At 70.6% G+C, this 14,323-nt stretch carries 19 protein-coding genes; 10 read left to right on the top strand and 9 right to left on the bottom strand.

What is annotated here, in order from left to right; translation table 11 throughout:
- Positions 1 to 54 precede the first annotated feature (54 nt).
- The 4 genes from BN1193_RS15765 to BN1193_RS15750 all read right to left on the bottom strand — a co-directional run bounded on the left by BN1193_RS15765 (position 55) and on the right by BN1193_RS15750 (position 2,834).
- Positions 55 to 258 (bottom strand): hypothetical protein, encoded by a 204-nt coding sequence (locus BN1193_RS15765; protein ID WP_040167883.1) that lies wholly within the window; start codon positions 256 to 258, stop codon positions 55 to 57.
- A 164-nt stretch (positions 259 to 422) separates the two neighbouring features.
- Positions 423 to 1,337 (bottom strand): NADP-dependent oxidoreductase, encoded by a 915-nt coding sequence (locus BN1193_RS15760; protein WP_040167881.1) that lies wholly within the window; start codon positions 1,335 to 1,337, stop codon positions 423 to 425.
- An 11-nt stretch (positions 1,338 to 1,348) separates the two neighbouring features.
- Positions 1,349 to 1,867 carry an RpiB/LacA/LacB family sugar-phosphate isomerase gene (locus tag BN1193_RS15755; RefSeq protein WP_052460868.1) on the bottom strand — a complete coding sequence of 173 codons (519 nt, stop codon included), beginning with the start codon at positions 1,865 to 1,867 and terminating at the stop codon, positions 1,349 to 1,351.
- 31 nt (positions 1,868 to 1,898) lie between these two features.
- The gene (locus BN1193_RS15750) at positions 1,899 to 2,834 is read right to left on the bottom strand and encodes a VOC family protein (protein ID WP_040167879.1); all 936 of its coding nucleotides are present in this window, start codon (positions 2,832 to 2,834) and stop codon (positions 1,899 to 1,901) included.
- Between the two features lie 321 nt (positions 2,835 to 3,155).
- On the opposite strand from BN1193_RS15750, the gene BN1193_RS15745 reads away from it, so the two are divergent.
- From BN1193_RS15745 to BN1193_RS15720, 6 genes are all read left to right on the top strand, one after another.
- Positions 3,156 to 4,283 carry an FAD-dependent oxidoreductase gene (locus BN1193_RS15745; protein ID WP_040167878.1) on the top strand — a complete coding sequence of 376 codons (1,128 nt, stop codon included), beginning with the start codon at positions 3,156 to 3,158 and terminating at the stop codon, positions 4,281 to 4,283.
- Positions 4,284 to 4,610: 327 nt separating this feature from the next.
- On the top strand, positions 4,611 to 5,120 hold the full coding sequence (locus BN1193_RS15740; RefSeq protein WP_052460867.1) for a cupin domain-containing protein: 510 nt from the start codon (positions 4,611 to 4,613) through the stop codon (positions 5,118 to 5,120).
- Entirely contained in the window at positions 5,117 to 5,551 is a 435-nt protein-coding gene (locus BN1193_RS15735) for a VOC family protein (protein WP_040167877.1), read from the top strand. Before BN1193_RS15740 ends, BN1193_RS15735 begins: the two co-directional genes overlap by 4 nt.
- Positions 5,548 to 6,336, top strand: coding sequence for an SDR family NAD(P)-dependent oxidoreductase (locus BN1193_RS15730; RefSeq protein ID WP_040167875.1), 789 nt, complete (start codon positions 5,548 to 5,550; stop codon positions 6,334 to 6,336). Before BN1193_RS15735 ends, BN1193_RS15730 begins: the two co-directional genes overlap by 4 nt.
- A 22-nt stretch (positions 6,337 to 6,358) precedes the next feature.
- On the top strand, positions 6,359 to 7,513 hold the full coding sequence (locus BN1193_RS15725; RefSeq protein WP_230206563.1) for an alpha/beta hydrolase family protein: 1,155 nt from the start codon (positions 6,359 to 6,361) through the stop codon (positions 7,511 to 7,513).
- A 63-nt stretch (positions 7,514 to 7,576) separates the two neighbouring features.
- Complete coding sequence (locus tag BN1193_RS15720) at positions 7,577 to 8,086, top strand: hypothetical protein (RefSeq protein ID WP_141396710.1); 510 nt, start codon at positions 7,577 to 7,579, stop codon at positions 8,084 to 8,086.
- A gap of 1 nt (position 8,087) precedes the next feature.
- Here BN1193_RS15720 and BN1193_RS15715 read toward each other — a convergent pair whose 3' ends face one another.
- From BN1193_RS15715 to BN1193_RS15705, 3 genes are read right to left on the bottom strand one after another with little or no spacing between them, the layout of a single operon-like run.
- The gene (locus BN1193_RS15715; protein WP_040167870.1) at positions 8,088 to 8,717 is read right to left on the bottom strand and encodes a class I SAM-dependent methyltransferase; all 630 of its coding nucleotides are present in this window, start codon (positions 8,715 to 8,717) and stop codon (positions 8,088 to 8,090) included.
- Between the two features lies 1 nt (position 8,718).
- The gene (locus BN1193_RS15710) at positions 8,719 to 8,946 is read right to left on the bottom strand and encodes an RNA-binding S4 domain-containing protein (protein WP_040168465.1); all 228 of its coding nucleotides are present in this window, start codon (positions 8,944 to 8,946) and stop codon (positions 8,719 to 8,721) included.
- A gap of 19 nt (positions 8,947 to 8,965) precedes the next feature.
- Positions 8,966 to 9,847, bottom strand: coding sequence for a hypothetical protein (locus BN1193_RS15705; RefSeq protein ID WP_040167868.1), 882 nt, complete (start codon positions 9,845 to 9,847; stop codon positions 8,966 to 8,968).
- 60 nt (positions 9,848 to 9,907) lie between these two features.
- Here BN1193_RS15705 and trxA point away from each other — a divergent pair, with 60 nt between their 5' ends.
- From trxA to BN1193_RS15685, 4 genes are all read left to right on the top strand, one after another.
- Entirely contained in the window at positions 9,908 to 10,300 is a 393-nt protein-coding gene (gene trxA / locus BN1193_RS15700) for a thioredoxin (protein WP_040167866.1), read from the top strand.
- A 32-nt stretch (positions 10,301 to 10,332) separates the two neighbouring features.
- Positions 10,333 to 10,743, top strand: coding sequence for a DUF6157 family protein (locus BN1193_RS15695; RefSeq protein ID WP_040167864.1), 411 nt, complete (start codon positions 10,333 to 10,335; stop codon positions 10,741 to 10,743).
- Between the two features lie 79 nt (positions 10,744 to 10,822).
- The gene (locus tag BN1193_RS15690) at positions 10,823 to 11,752 is read left to right on the top strand and encodes an aldo/keto reductase (RefSeq protein ID WP_040167863.1); all 930 of its coding nucleotides are present in this window, start codon (positions 10,823 to 10,825) and stop codon (positions 11,750 to 11,752) included.
- A gap of 277 nt (positions 11,753 to 12,029) precedes the next feature.
- Positions 12,030 to 12,236 (top strand): cold-shock protein, encoded by a 207-nt coding sequence (locus BN1193_RS15685; RefSeq protein WP_040167861.1) that lies wholly within the window; start codon positions 12,030 to 12,032, stop codon positions 12,234 to 12,236.
- A gap of 156 nt (positions 12,237 to 12,392) precedes the next feature.
- Here BN1193_RS15685 and BN1193_RS15680 read toward each other — a convergent pair whose 3' ends face one another.
- Both BN1193_RS15680 and BN1193_RS15675 read right to left on the bottom strand, forming a co-directional pair.
- On the bottom strand, positions 12,393 to 13,622 hold the full coding sequence (locus BN1193_RS15680; protein WP_040167859.1) for a hypothetical protein: 1,230 nt from the start codon (positions 13,620 to 13,622) through the stop codon (positions 12,393 to 12,395).
- Position 13,623: 1 nt separating this feature from the next.
- Entirely contained in the window at positions 13,624 to 14,295 is a 672-nt protein-coding gene (locus BN1193_RS15675) for an HAD hydrolase-like protein (RefSeq protein ID WP_040167858.1), read from the bottom strand.
- Between the last annotated feature and the right edge of the window lie 28 nt (positions 14,296 to 14,323).

Raw genomic sequence — 14,323 nt, 5'->3', positions numbered from 1 at the left:
ACCGCCCGCACCCGCGACACCGTCACGCGTCAACAACGTCCTGGCCTCATACAACTAGACCGCCGGCTCCGGGCGCAACGGCGTCCGCGCGGTGGTCGGCAGCCGATACGTCATCACCACCGGAGCTTCCCCCCAGCTACCCACCATGGCGGTGCCGAGCCGATTTCCCCCGAAGCCGGACGCCGGCGCTTGAACCCCGAAGACGCTCTCGAACAGGCGGCGCGTGGGCGTGCCGACGATGACGGCGATGTTCGGCACCAGGTCGGTATCAGGACGAGGGCCCACTACGACCACGGTTCGACCAGCGGCCAGATCGCTGCGTACCTCAGAGTCGGTCCGCGCGCGGACATCCTGCCGGCCCGACCGATCGTAGACAACGAGGCGTCGATGATCGCCGCGATCATTGACTCCTCCTGCGGGGCTCAGGGCACGATGACGATCTTGCCCGCCGCGTGCGGTCCCTCCATCGTGGCGAACGCCTGCCGGACCTCGTCCAGCGGGAAGGTCGCGGCGATCGGCAGCACCAGATCGCCGGACGCGGCTCGGTCCGCGAGCTGGGCCAGGTTCGCCGGGGTGCGGGCTGCACGCTCGGCGTTGTGCACGCCGAGTTCAGCCTCTGCACCGTACGCGGCGATCGCGACCATCCGCTCGACCGGGACGCCCAACGCGATGCCCGCGTCCAGCGCGTCGCGCCCGTGGCAGTCGATCACGGCGGTGATCTCCCCGAGCGCGCGCACGCGATCGACGAGGCCGTCACCGTAGATGACCGGCTCGACGCCCACGGAACGCAGCAGGTCGTGGTTGCGCTCAGCGGCGGTGCCGATCGCACGGGCACCGGCGTCGCGGACGAGCTGGGCCGCGATGATGCCGACGGCCCCCGCTGCGCCACCGACGAGCACCGTGTCCGCCGCCGTGACCGGAACGGTGACGAGGCAGGAAACCGCGGTCAGCCCGGGGACGTTCAACGACGCGGCGACCTCCACCGGGAGCGCTTCGGGCCGCCGGCACAGGCCGTCCGGTCGAGTGACCACGCGCTCGGCCACGGCCCCGGCCGCGCGGCCCATCACCTCATCGCCGACGGACACGGGCGTGCCGTCCGCGTACACGGCGCCGCGGCCCACGGCGTCCACGGTTCCCGCGAGGTCCGACCCGATGCGTCGCGGGAACGGCGCTTCCATCGGGATGAATCCGGAGCGCACCTTGGCGTCGAACGGGTTCAATCCGACTGCGCGGACGCGGATCGCGACCTCACCGGCGCCGGGCTCCACGTCCGGAACGTCGGTCAGGTGCAGAACCTCGGGTCCGCCGGTGGTGTCGTACGTGGCGATGCGGCTCATGCGCTCTCCCGTCAGTCGTGGCGGACGGCGATCTGCTCGGGCTCGAGCTGAACCGCCCACCCCTCAATCGTGCCCGCATTCTCGAACTCCTCGATCTGCAGGATCTGGCGTCCGCGCTGGACGGTCTGCTCCATCGGCGACGTGGCGAACGCCCAGGCGGTGAGCCAGACCGATTCGGGGAAGGCGATCCCCTCGATGACCAGCACGTTCGCGTCCACCACACCGCGGGCGTTGACGGCCGCGCGAGGCGAGGACACGGTCACCGCGCGCGCCCCGTTGACCTTGTTGGCCGCGACGACCCCGGCGACGGCCTCCTCGACGACGAGGACGGCGAACGCGTCCACACCGTTGTCCTGGTCCGCGACGACGGCCTGACCGACCGCGATCGCATGGATCGGGTAGTCGTCACCGGCGTCGACCGTCTCGGCGCCGTGCCAGACGACGTCGAAACCGGCGGTGGTGGCGTGCTCGGCGAGTGCGCGCCCGAGCTCGTGTCCGCCGTGGTCGGCGGCGAAATGGATGCGAGTCATGGTTCCTCCGTACGAGCGAGTGGGCGGACGGTCACACCGGCGGGGCGACGAACAGGCCCTTGTCGATGTCGTTGAACGACTCCCGCGCGACGAGCTCGCTCATCTCCTGGGCGGTGCCCCACTGGTCCTGCGTGGACAGGTGCGTGACGTCGTGGCGGTGGGGCTGCCAGGTGTCGTCGTCGACCATCGCGAGCTCGGTGGTGTACTCGATCGTGTTGCCGGCCGGGTCCAGGAAATAGGCGAACGTGTTATCGCCCGCGTTGTGGCGTCCGGGGCCCCAGATCATCCGCGTCCCGGCGCGGAGGATCTTTCCCGCACCGCGCATCCACTCCTCGATGCCGCGCATCTCGAAGGACAGGTGATGCAACGAGTGGTGCGGCCCCATCGCGATGGCGATCGAGTGGTGGTTCGCGTTGCAGCGCAGGAAGTGCATCATCTCGGTGCCGTCCGGCCGCACCAGGGAATCGGAGATGGTGAAGTCGAGGTGGTCGATGTACCACTGCGCGGTGACGTTCAGGTCCTGTGAGTTGAACACCATGTGAGACAGCTTCGCCGGAATGGGCTCGCGCTCGCGGATCTTGCGGGCCTGCCGAGTGGCGTAGCCGGTCGCGAATTCCAGGACGCGCCCGTCGCCGTCGAAGACGCGGAAGCCGTAGCCGCCGCTGAAGCCGGTCAATTCCTGCGGTTCGTGGACGAACGTCACGTCCTCGGCGTGCAGCTTGGCGGCGAGCGCGTCCACGTCCGCACGGTTCGCGACGGCGAATCCGGCCAGGTCGATCCGCTTGTCGTCCTGGCGCAGGCGGAGGATGAACGGCTCGTTCGATCCCTCTGCGGCCAGGTACGACAGTCCGTCCTCAGCGTGCACCTCGGTGAGCCCCCAGTGCGTGACGAAGAAGTCGCGCTCCGCGGCGAAGTTCGGCACGGCCAGTGCGGCGTAGCGGAGGTGGGACACGAGTCGATCAGTCATCTTCGACCTTCCTTCGGGGGGACAGGAGGGCGCTCCGGCCCTTCCTGAATCTAGGTCCGCCCGCGCGAGCGGACCACGGCGCCGGGCGGATACCACCCATCACCGCGACAGCATCCGGGTCGTTCACCCTGAGCCGTGCTGAAGGCCCCGTCCGTGCTCGCCTCCCGGAGCTTCCTGCACAACCCGGGGGCGGAACCACCATCCACGCGGCGACAGCCCGGGCGCTGATAGGTGGCATCGCGCCCGGCCAGTGGTGCCGTCCGGGACCCCCGCCTAGCGTCGAACGAGGATGCGAACGGCGTCCGGAATCAGGAGACGTGGATGTCGATTCGATCCGTGCTCATCGTCGGCGGTGGCTTCACCGGGCTCACGGCGGCCATCGCGCTGGCGGAGCGTGACGTCGCGGTCACGCTGGTGGACAAGGCTCCGGCGTGGGCGCGTGTCGGCCACGGTCTCACCATTCAGGGAAACGCCCTGCGCGTCTTCCGGGAGATCGGGGTGATCGACCGCGTGCTCGCCGTCGGTCAGCCGGAGAGCTCCGTGACCCTCGCCCTCGCGGACGGGACCACTCTCGGCGTGATGCCGACGCCGGCCACGGGCGGCGATGATCTTCCCCCCACGATCGGGGCGCTGCGTCCGGACCTGCACGAGATCCTCGTCGATCGTGCGGAGGAGCTCGGCGTCGAGATCCGCCTCGGGTTGGAGCTGACCGACTACGTCAACAACGGCGAGACGGCGACATCAATCCTCTCCGACGGCCGTCGTGAGGAGTGGGACGTCATCATCATCGCCGAGGGCATCAAGTCCCAGACCCGACCCAAGCTCGGCATCACCGAGGACCGCGCGCCGAGCGGTCTCGGCATCTGGCGTGCCGTGACCACCCGCACCCCGGACATGCGCGGCAGCATCGCCTTTCCCGTCGCGGACGACGGCGGGGCGTTCAAGGTCGGGTACACCCCGGTCAGCGCCGACCAGTGCTACGTCTTCGTGCTGTGCCGTCCGGAGCGGACGGATAACGGACTGGAGGGGTACCAGGAGGTCCAGCGGCTGATGGCGAACTTCCACGGGGAGTTCGACTACCTGCGCGAGTCGCTGAACGCCGACACGTTCTTGAACTTCCAGGAGATCGAGTGGATCTTCGTGGACGGGCCGTGGCACGACGGCCGGGTCGTGGCGCTCGGCGAGGTGGTCCACGCCGTGCCGCCGCTGATCGCGCAGGGCGCGGCGCAGTGCGTGGAGGACGCCCTGCTGTTCGCGCAGCTGGTCACCGAGCCCGGACAGCTGTCCGACCAGCTCGACGCCTTCTACGCGCGACGGCTGCCGCGCCTGAAGGGTGTCGTGGACGCGTCACTGCAGCTGGCCGCCTGGGAGCAGAACCCGGGCACGCCGCACGCTGACCCGGGCCGGGTCATGGCCGAGGCGCTCGGCGCGCTGGTCCCCGCCCCGTGAGAGAGGAACCCGTGAACGAGCAGTTCCACGTCCCCCGTCGCATCGTCACCGGACATGACGCGAGTGGCGCGTCCGTGATCGTCAGCGACGGACCGGTCCCGGTCTCGCGCGAACTGCCGGAGGACGGGGTGGCGTTCCACGAGATCTGGGTCACCGCGGCCAGCCCCGCCGTGATCGGGGCGGGTGCAGAGGACCCCCCGACCGGCCCCCCCACCCTGCCGCCGCCGCGGCTCGGGGACCCCCCCCGCACCCACGCCGGCCCCCCCCGGCCTCCCGCGTGCCCCCCCCCGCCGCATCGCCCCGGGACATGGCGCGGGGGGCGCGCCGGTGAGCGTCGGCGACGGCCCGGCCCCGGTCTCGCGCGACCGGCGGGGGGCGGGGGGGGCGTCCCACGAGATCTGGGTCACCGCGGCCAGCCCCGCCGTGATCGGGGCGGGTGCAGAGGACCCCACGACGGGCTCCCTCACCGTGCCGCCGCCGCGGCTGGGCACCCGCATCCGCATCAACGAGTTCCTCCCCGGACATCTCGATGACCGGGGCCTGCAGTCGCCGGTGCATCGCACCGAGTCGATCGATTACGGCATCGTCCTGGACGGACAGATCACCTTGCTCCTGGACGATGAGGAGGTCACCGCGCACGCCGGCGACATCATCATCCAGCGTGGGACCGACCACGCCTGGGCCAACCGCGGTGACACCGTCGCTCGCGTCGCGTTCATCCTCGTCGGTGGCACGTTCGGTGATGATGTGCTGGAGGCGCTGCCCGCGGACGTCCGCGAGTCGCTGATGACCCACGGCCCGCGGGACGGCGCCGCCGCGAAGGGAGAACCCGCATGACCGCTCTCGACCACGTCGGTCTGTCCGTCGCCGACCTCGACGCACAGCGAGACTGGTACGCCGCCGCTCTCGGCCTCGTGCCCACGGAACCCGGCGGCATCCCGGCTCTCGGCCTGCAGGTGGTCTTCCTCGTGGACCCGGACGGCACCTGGGCGCTGGAACTGCTGCATCGTCCGGGATCGCAGCCCGGGCTGCAGGCCGCGAGCGCGCCGGAGGCGGTACTGACGCAGGGCTTCGGCCACATCTGCCTGCGAGTGGCGGACGTCGAGGAATTGTTCGGTCGCCTGACCGCCGCCGGGGCGACGCCGATCATGCCGCCGGGGCCGTCGCCGGTGTCGGGCGTGCGGATGGCGTTCGTCGCCGACCCGGAGGGTAACCTCATCGAGATGCTGGACCGTCCCGGCCCACCCGGAACGCCGGTGGACGCATGAGTGAGCTGAACCTTCCGGGCATCGCCGGTGGCCTTTTCGTGGTGACCGGCGCCGCCGGCGGGCAGGGTGCCGAGGAGGCGCTGCTGCTGGCCGGGCAGGGAGCCGACGTCGTCGCGATCGACGTGCGCGCGGCCGCGACGGACAGGCCCGCCGCCGCCGCGCCCCTGTCCGGAACCGTCATCTACCGGCCGATGGACGTCACGGACGAGGACGCCTGGGCGGAGTTCGCCGCGAGCCTGCGCGGCCGCACCGTGAGGGGCCTGGTCAACAACGCCGGCGTCACCCAGCGCACCCGCATCGGCCAGGTCGTCCGCGCCGAGTGGGACCGCGTGCTCGCGATCAACGTCACCGGCCCGATGCTCGCGATCCAGGCACTTTTGCCGCTGATGAGCTCCGGCTCCGCGATCGTCAACATCGGCTCGGCCGCTGCGGTGACCGGGCACTACACGGCCGCGTACACCGCCAGCAAGTGGGCGCTGCGCGGGCTGTCCCACTCGTGCGCCACCGAGCTCGGGCCGCGCGGCATCCGCGTGAATCTCGTGCACCCCGGCTACATCCACACCGAGATGACCGCGAGTGCGCCGGCCGCCTTCCTCGCCGCGAACGAGGCGGTCTCTCCGCTGCACCGCGGCGGACAGCCCGCCGAGGTCGCGAACGTCGTCGCGTTCCTGCTCTCGGACGCCGCGTCCTACGTCACCGGCGCCGAGGTCGGCGTCGACGGCGGGCAGCAGCTGTCCGGCGTGTCCACCTTCCTCTCCGACGCCGTTCGCGCGTCCACGTCCTGACTCGAGGAGCACCCCCGTGTTCATGTACTTCCCCACCAACTACGTGTGGAGCATGTCCGTCGTCGCCACGCTCAACAACGGCGGCTACATCGACGAGATCGACCGCGCCTGCAAGCCCGTCCTGGAGGCGTCCCAGAACGGCGATGACGCCGGAACCGCGCAGCTGTACGCGTCCTGGGCCGCGGTCGCCGATCGGCTGATCGCGAAGGCGCAGGACGACGAGGCCCGCGGTCGGCGCATCGGCGCGGGGGAGACGTACTACCGTGCGTCGCTGTACACCTCGCAGGCCGAGCGTCTGCAGTCCCCGGCGTGGGAGGGACGCAATGCGGCGTACCAGAAGTCCATCGACCTGCTGCTGAAGCACGTCGAGCTACTGGGCAAGCCGCTGACCACCGTGGAGATCCCGTACGAGGACGCGTCGCTGCCGGCGTACTTCTACCGCGCGCCCGGCGACGGACCGCACCCCGTGGTCATCCAGTGGAACGGCCTGGATTCCACGAAGGAGATGATGTACTACTCGCAGTTCCCGCAGATGCTGGCCGAGCGGGGCATCTCCACGCTGATGGTGGACACCCCCGGGTCCGGTGAGGCCCTGCGCCTTCGTGGTCTGCAGGCGCGGCACGACACCGAGGTGTGGGCGGGCGCGATCATCGACTGGATCGAGGCCAACGCGGATGACCTCGGCGCGGACGCCGACCGCATCGGCATCGTGGGTTGGTCGCTCGGCGGCTACTACGCTCCGCGTGCGCTGGCGTTCGAGAAGCGTCTGAAGCTCGGCGTGGCCTGGGGTGCGAACCACAACTGGGCCGAGGTGCAGGAGGCCCGTCGCAACCGCGAGGGCGAGAACCCGGTTCCGCACTACTGGGACCACGTGTTCTGGGTCTGGGGCGCGTCCGACATGGACGACTTCATCGCCAAGACGAAGGACATGCACCTGAACGGCGTGGCCGAGCAGATCACCGCACCACTGCTGATCACGCACGGCGTCGGCGACCGCCAGATCAACGTGAAGTACGCCCACCAGACGTACGAGCAGGCGGTGAATTCGCCGAAGCGCGAGCTGCGCCTCTTCGATGATCCCGAGGGCGGCACCGAGCACATCTCCATCGACAACATGCCCTACGTCGCCGGCATCATCGCCGACTGGGTGGCCGAGACCTTCGCCGACCTCCCCTGATCCGGATGACCGGAGGATCGGCGGGCCATTCCGTCGATCTCGTCAGTGATCCCGCGATCGGTCATGATGATGATCGTGTTCCTGGCTTATCGGGTGTTCGTCGCCTTCTTCTGCGGCGGTTGCATCCTGATGTCCTCCCCGGATTCAGCGCACCGCGTCATCCTCTCCGCCATGCCGTCGCTGTCGCCGAGCTTCGCCCGAAAGATCGAGGACCTTCCGGTGGCGAGGAGGGAGCGCAACATGCGGTTCGTCGGCCTGATATGGATCGCGATGTCCAGCTTCGTGGCTTTCCGGATGGTGTCGCTCCTGTTCACGGGGCGGGCGATCCCGCCCGCGTGCTGGGCCACCGTGCTTCTGCTGCTCGCCTCGGTCGTGGTCGCCTCGATGGTGGGCGCCGCGTTCCGGCGACGGGCCGCAGCGGAGGACACGGCGTCGGACGAGGCGGTGTCCCCGAGCATGCCCGACACCGCCGATCGTCGCGGTCCCGGGTGGGTTCGGGCGATCCTTCTCGCGCTGCTGCTCGCCGGCGCGATCACGCTGTTCGTGATCGCGTTCTCACTGCGGGACGCCTGAGTCAGCAACGGGCCAGGACGAAGGCCTGGGCCTCGCGTTCGCCGCCGCGGGCGGTGCGGGTGCCGTCGGCCGTCACCGTGAAGCCGGTGCGCTCCAGGCTCGCGCCGACCGTCGCGACGGTGTGGCGGAATGCGGTCAGGTCGAGCTCGTGCCCGTAGGCGCGGCTGATGTCGCGCGCTCCGCTGCCGGACTGGAAGGCCAGCAGCACGTGTCCGCCGGGTCGCAGCACGCGCGCGAGCTCGCCGGCGATCGCGTGCAGTCCGTCCGTCGGCGTGTGGATGATCGAATACCAGGCCAGCACCGCGTCGAAGGCAGCGTCCGCGAACGGCAACGCGTCCAACGAACCCGCCACCACCTCGGCGAACGGTGCGACCCGACGCGCTTCGGCCACCATCCCTATGGACATGTCCACGCCATCGAGTCGCCAGGACGGCGCCACCGCATGCAGGTGCGTCAGGAGCCGCCCGGCCCCGCACCCGGCGTCGAGCACGCGTGCGTCCGGACCGACGTCGGCGACGAACTGCGCCACCGCGCCGAGCTCGAACGGCGCCTCCACCGCGGTGTCCGGCAGCAGGCGCGCGTAGTCCGCGGCGACGAGGTCGTAGGCGGCGCGAACGCGATCGTCCGTCATCTCAGGGACGGACGCGGACGGCACGGTCGTCGAGTTCGACGATGTCACCGTCGTGCAGCTGACGGCCCCGGCGGAACTCCTGCTCGCCGTTGACCGAGACAAAGCCCTGGATGATGGCCTCTTTGGCCTCCCCGCCGGTGTCGATGAGGTCGGCGAGCTTGAGGAACTGACCCAGCCGGATCATGTCCGAGCCGATCGAGATCTCCGGGATGTCCGCTGCGTTCGTCACGTCCGCATCGTATCCCGCGTCAGAGCCCGAGCTCACGGACCCAGTGCCGCAGGAAGGCGGCACCCGCGTCGTCGTGGATGAGGTCTCCCTCGATCACGATCCGGTAGGGCCGCTCGAGCACGCCGTCGGAGGGACGGACGTCCACGTGCGCGACCTCGAACCCCTGCGCGTGCAGCTCGTCCGCCATCGTGTAGTCGGGGCGTGAGTCGCCCACCGAACGCCACCGCGTCGGCAGCGGACCGGACGCCGCGAAGTGCTCGAGGGCGCGCCGGGTGCCGCGGTCCTTGTCCAGCAGGACGGATTCGATGTCGGTGGAGATGACCGTCGGGTCGATCCGGAACGGCACGGCGCCGCCCGCATCCGCGTGACGGCGCTCGCGGTACGCCAGTCCGAGTCCGCGCGCGCTGAGCAGGTCGTACGCGGCGTCCTGGAACGCCGACTGCGCCGCGCGGTAGTCCGCGGGCGTGGCGTCGACGTTCTGCTCGACCGAGATCATCGCCCGCTTGGTGTCGTCGAAGAACATCGTGTCGGTGAAGCGCGACGCCACGAGGTCGCGGACCGCGGACACGTCCGCCGCGGGAAGCGCGACGGTTTCGTCGACGGTGAGCTCGCCGAGCCCGTCCGCGGTGATCGAGGCCCACGCGCCGCCCTTCTCGAACACCCCGAACATCCGCGTGCCGGGGCGCGACAACGCCTCGTCCAGCCCCATCTCACGCAGCGGCCCGACGACGTGGTCGCGGATGAACGCCTCGGAGCGCCCGGTGATGAACGCGATCGGCACGCCGGCGCCGACGAGCGTGACGAGGTCGGCGCCGATGCTCGGGATCCGCAGGGTGCGGGTGACGGGGCTGGCGATGGGCCCGTCCACATCGAGCAGGAGGCCGAGATCGGGAGTGGTCATCCTCCCAGGCTAGTCAGCGCTCGCGGCCCCGACGGCCGCGGGAACGGTTAGCCTCGGTACATGGCAACGCGAGACCTGACGACGGCCGACTTCGAGTCCACCGTCACGGACAACGACATCGTGCTCGTCGACTTCTGGGCGTCGTGGTGCGGCCCCTGCCGGAACTTCGCGCCCATCTACGAAAAGGCGTCCGAGACCCACCCGGACGTCGTGTTCGGCAAGGTGGACACCGAGGCGCAGCAGGAGCTCGCGGCCGGCTTCCAGATCACCTCGATCCCGACACTGATGGCCTTCCGCGACAACATCCTCGTCTTCGCTCAGCCCGGTGCGCTGCCCGAGCCCGCGCTGGAGCAGGTGATCACGGCCGTCAAGGGCCTGGACATGGACGACGTCCGCCGCCAGATCGCCGAGCAGCAGGCCGACTCCGCTTCCGCCGACGACGCCACCGTCTGACCGACGTCGGACGCCCCGACTACTCTGCGGGCATGCACACGACGAATTACGTGGGGGCCTTCATCGAGGTCTCTCCGGACACGAAGGCCGCGGCCGCGACCGAACCTCCGTCGCGGGGGTCCTCGCTCACGGTCGCGGAGGCGCAGTACCGGTTGCTGAGCGAGCACCCGTACGAGTTCACCTCCGATGACGTGCTGTTCACGGTCCACGCGGATCGCGCCGGCATCGCCGACGCGGACCGGCCGGCGGCTCGGGAGGCGTTCTTCGCGAAGGGGCAGGCGTGTCTGCGGGCCTCGCCGCTGAGCAAGACCTACGGCTGGGGCACGCACCATGATGCGGACGGTCGCGTCGCGCTCGTCCCGATGGAGTCCGAGGAGTACGCGCGCCTGGCCGCGGACCCTGCTCTGAAGCATCACGCGGCGATGCGGTCCGCCCGCGCCTGAGGTGGAGGAGACGGACGCGGACCGTCGCACGCCGTCACACGGTGTCGGACGTGGCAGCGCCGCCGCGTAGGGTCGTGGCATGACGCAGACGACGACGCTCGATGTCGGTCCCCTGGTCCTCGGAGGCAATGTCTTCGGGGCGACGGCCGACCGCGACACCTCCTTCCGCACCCTGGACGCCTTCGTGGCCGCCGGAGGCACCACGATCGACACCGCCGATTCGTACTCGATCTGGATCGAGGGAAACGTCGGTGGCGAGTCCGAGACGATCATCGGCGAGTGGTTCGCCGCTCGCCCCGGAGTCCGCGACCGCGTGCAGATCGCGACGAAGGTCTTCTCGTTGCCCGCTCGACCCGGCCTGTCCGCGGCCAACGTGGCCGCGGCGCTGGATGATTCGCTGCGCCGGCTGCAGACCGACCGGGTCGACATCTACTACGCGCATCGCGACGACGCGGACGTGGCGCAGGACGAGTCGTTCGGGGCGTTCGATGCGGCCGTGCGCGCCGGCAAGGTGCGCACGGTGGGAGTGTCCAACTTCTTGGCGGCGCGCGTCCGCAGCGCTGCGGAGCTGATCGCGGCGAACGACTTCGCCCCGATCTCGTTCTCCCAGGACCACTACAACCTGGTCGAGCGCGACCTGGAGCGCGAGGTGCTGCCCGAGTTGCGCGCGCTCGGGATCGCGGAGCTGCCGTACTTCGGGCTCGCGTCCGGATTCCTCACCGGCAAGTTCCGTCCGGGCGTCGAGCCGGACACCAAGCGACCGCACTCCGCGCACTACCTCGACGACGAGCGCAACGTCGCGCTGCTGGACGTGCTCGACGGCATCGCGAGCGCGCACGACGTCTCCGTCGCGGCGGTCAGCCTGGCCTGGTTGCGTGCGCAGCCCGGCGTCGCCGCGCCGATCGCATCGGCCCGCCTCCCGGAGCAGCTGCCCGCCCTGTGGGAGTCCACGACCCTGACTCTCACAGACGCCGAGCTCGCCTCTCTGACGGACGCTTCGGCACGCTGATCGCTCCCCGCGACCGACCCGTCGCTCACCGCGCCCGGTGGGCGCCGACGCGGCGAGCGACGGTCCGGACCCCGCACAATGTGCGCTCACCTGCCGAATTGCGGGTTCGGACTGCACAGAACTACTGCGCCGGACCGTGAGAATTCGGATGTGATCACGTTTCTGTCACCATCCTGTGGACGGCGCTGTGGCCGAACTGGGCGTTCCACTAGGTTTGAGCCACTAAACCCCCCAGGCGAGCTTCTCTGCACGCCCGAGAGAACGGCAAGAAATAGCAATGAGCACTACAGGCACCGTCAAGTGGTTCAACGCGGAGAAGGGCTTCGGCTTCATCTCCCCGGACGAGGGCGGCGCAGACGTCTTCGCCCACTACTCGGCGATCGAATCCAGCGGCTACCGCAGCCTCGAGGACAACCAGCGCGTCGAGTTCGACGTCGCCCAGGGCCCGAAGGGCCTGCAGGCGGAGAACATCCGCCCCCTCTGAGACTTCAGCCGTCGCCCGGTGCCCACACCCGGCGACGGCGGGCCTCGATGCACACCGATCCCATGATCGTGGGTGTCGAGTCCCTCCCTGCGCGTCCGGCGTCCGAGTGATCACTCGACGCCGGATGCGTGCGTTCGGGCCCCCGACGATGACGGGTCAGCGGCCGGCGTACCCGGCCAGCGCCGCGGCGTCCTCGGCATGCCGGATCGCGCGGCGCGCGACGTCCAGGGCCTCGATGGCATCCGAGGCGTTGCGTGCGGCGGCCAGCTCATCGCGTGCGGCGGCCAGGCGGATGCGCGCATCGGGTGCCGGGGACGCGGCCACCGCGCGCTCGGCGCGGCCGATGAGCAGTCGGGCCGTGGCGAAGGCGCCGGGCAGAGCCGCCTTCGCGCCGTCGATGCGCGCTCGACCGGCACGGGCATCGGACAACGCCAGCTCGACGCGATCGCGCACGCGGGTGAGCTCCGTCAGCGTCGCGGACGGACGCCGGGCCGCGTGCTGTTCAGCGTCGTCCAGGGCGACGAGCGCTGCCGAGAGCACCCCCGAGACCGCCTCCGGCGTCGCGTCCGGCCGCTCCGACAGTGCGGCCATTCCGGTTCGCACGCGCTCGCGTACCGCCGCGATCTCCGCGGTCACGACGCGTGCCGAGGTCTCCACCTGCTCGTAGGCCCGGTCCGCCTCGGCGGCCTCGTGCTCCGCGGTCCGCAGCGCCGCCTCGGCTTCGGTGAGGTCCTCCAGAATGCTGCTGGACGGATCGGACGCCAGTGCCTCGGCGCGATCGAGAGCGGCGTTCGCCGTCCGCAATGCCGTGTGGGCCGCCGTCGCGGCCGCCGCGACATCGGCGGACTCGGACGGGTCCAGCCGGCTCAGGCGCTGTTCGCGGGCACCCGGCTCGCCGAGGTCGGCGGCGACCGCGGCCGCGCGCGATCGGGCACTCGCGATGTGCTTGGGCGCGTCCGCGTTCTCCCGCAACCACGCGCGGTGGCCCGCATGCGCGGTGTCGAGGGCGCGCTGAGCTGCCGCGGACCGGGTGATCACCTGCTGCGCCGCCGAGCGCAGAGCCGGTGCCGGCAGCGAATCGTCCACCAGGGTCCGGTACCGCACGAAGCCCTCGTCTCGGACCTGGACGGCGGACAGGCGGGCCCGCGTCAGGGCCGCCGGCGGCTTCCCCCCGTAAACGGCCGCCGCGAGACCCAGCTCGACGTCGGCCGCGCCGATCGCGTCATCCAGAGCGGTCAGGGCGGCGCCGGCACGGTCACGGACGGCTTCGGCGCGGGTGCGCGCGCGTGGTCCGCGCCGCACCGCGCGCACGATCAGCGCGACCACGAGGGCCACGACGACGGCGCTGCCGAACACGATCAGCGACGGGTAGATCCACTCCCACATCTCACACCTCCCGCAGCAGCAGGGACCGCAGTTCCGCGGGGGTCGCGGCCACACCGGCGGCACCGTCGGATTCGGACGGGTCGCTGAAGCCCCACCGGACGAAGATCACCGGTACCCCGGTCTCCGCACCGCCGGCGATGTCATGGTGCCGGTCGCCGACGAGGACCGGACGGGACACGTCCACACCCGCGGCGTCGAGCTGGCGCAGCGCCTCGCGGATGACGTCGGTCTTCGTGGCCCGCGAACGCTCGTCCGGGGACGCTCCGACGATGGCGGTGAGGGAGGGGGTGAGCCCGAAGTGATCCATCAGGTCGATCACCTGGTTCTCCGGCTTCGAGCTCGCGGTCGCCTGCGGGACGCCGAGCGCGTGCAGTTCGGCGACGAGTTCCGTCATGCCGGGAAAGGTGCGAGCACCCCGCGCGGTGCCGTCCCGCTTGTTCAGCGAGCGGTAGTGGGTGACGGCCTCCCGCGCCTGCTCCGGCGTCATCCCGAAGCGGAGCTGGAACGTCTCGAACATCGGTGGTCCGATCCAGTGGATCAGGTCATCGCGGGTCGGGGGCGTGCGGCCGTAGTGCTCATGCACCTCGATGAGACGGCCGAGAATGCCTTCGGACGCATCCACGAGCGTCCCGTCGACATCCCAGAGGACACAGGTGAAGGGTGAGGCGAGCACGCTACGACCCTATCCGGACCTCTCCGGT

It is taken from the genome of Microbacterium gorillae (assembly GCF_000826185.2).
Lineage (GTDB): Bacteria > Actinomycetota > Actinomycetes > Actinomycetales > Microbacteriaceae > Microbacterium > Microbacterium gorillae.
Note: the sequence above shows the minus strand (reverse complement) of the source record. Positions and strands in the feature narration are given on the sequence as shown.

What these genes read in the sequence shown, in the direction of transcription:
- BN1193_RS15680 (WP_040167859.1), bottom strand. Translation starts at nt 13,622, where the DNA reads ATGTGGGAGTGGATCTACCCGTCGCTGATCGTGTTCGGCAGCGCCGTC.
- BN1193_RS15720 (WP_141396710.1), top strand. Translation starts at nt 7,577, where the DNA reads ATGATGATGATCGTGTTCCTGGCTTATCGGGTGTTCGTCGCCTTCTTC.
- BN1193_RS15745 (WP_040167878.1), top strand. Translation starts at nt 3,156, where the DNA reads ATGTCGATTCGATCCGTGCTCATCGTCGGCGGTGGCTTCACCGGGCTC.
- BN1193_RS15715 (WP_040167870.1), bottom strand. Translation starts at nt 8,717, where the DNA reads ATGACGGACGATCGCGTTCGCGCCGCCTACGACCTCGTCGCCGCGGAC.
- trxA (WP_040167866.1), top strand. Translation starts at nt 9,908, where the DNA reads ATGGCAACGCGAGACCTGACGACGGCCGACTTCGAGTCCACCGTCACG.
- BN1193_RS15750 (WP_040167879.1), bottom strand. Translation starts at nt 2,834, where the DNA reads ATGACTGATCGACTCGTGTCCCACCTCCGCTACGCCGCACTGGCCGTG.
- BN1193_RS15685 (WP_040167861.1), top strand. Translation starts at nt 12,030, where the DNA reads ATGAGCACTACAGGCACCGTCAAGTGGTTCAACGCGGAGAAGGGCTTC.
- BN1193_RS15725 (WP_230206563.1), top strand. Translation starts at nt 6,359, where the DNA reads ATGTACTTCCCCACCAACTACGTGTGGAGCATGTCCGTCGTCGCCACG.
- BN1193_RS15705 (WP_040167868.1), bottom strand. Translation starts at nt 9,847, where the DNA reads ATGACCACTCCCGATCTCGGCCTCCTGCTCGATGTGGACGGGCCCATC.
- BN1193_RS15755 (WP_052460868.1), bottom strand. Translation starts at nt 1,867, where the DNA reads ATGACTCGCATCCATTTCGCCGCCGACCACGGCGGACACGAGCTCGGG.
- BN1193_RS15695 (WP_040167864.1), top strand. Translation starts at nt 10,333, where the DNA reads ATGCACACGACGAATTACGTGGGGGCCTTCATCGAGGTCTCTCCGGAC.
- BN1193_RS15730 (WP_040167875.1), top strand. Translation starts at nt 5,548, where the DNA reads ATGAGTGAGCTGAACCTTCCGGGCATCGCCGGTGGCCTTTTCGTGGTG.
- BN1193_RS15690 (WP_040167863.1), top strand. Translation starts at nt 10,823, where the DNA reads ATGACGCAGACGACGACGCTCGATGTCGGTCCCCTGGTCCTCGGAGGC.
- BN1193_RS15735 (WP_040167877.1), top strand. Translation starts at nt 5,117, where the DNA reads ATGACCGCTCTCGACCACGTCGGTCTGTCCGTCGCCGACCTCGACGCA.
- BN1193_RS15760 (WP_040167881.1), bottom strand. Translation starts at nt 1,337, where the DNA reads ATGAGCCGCATCGCCACGTACGACACCACCGGCGGACCCGAGGTTCTG.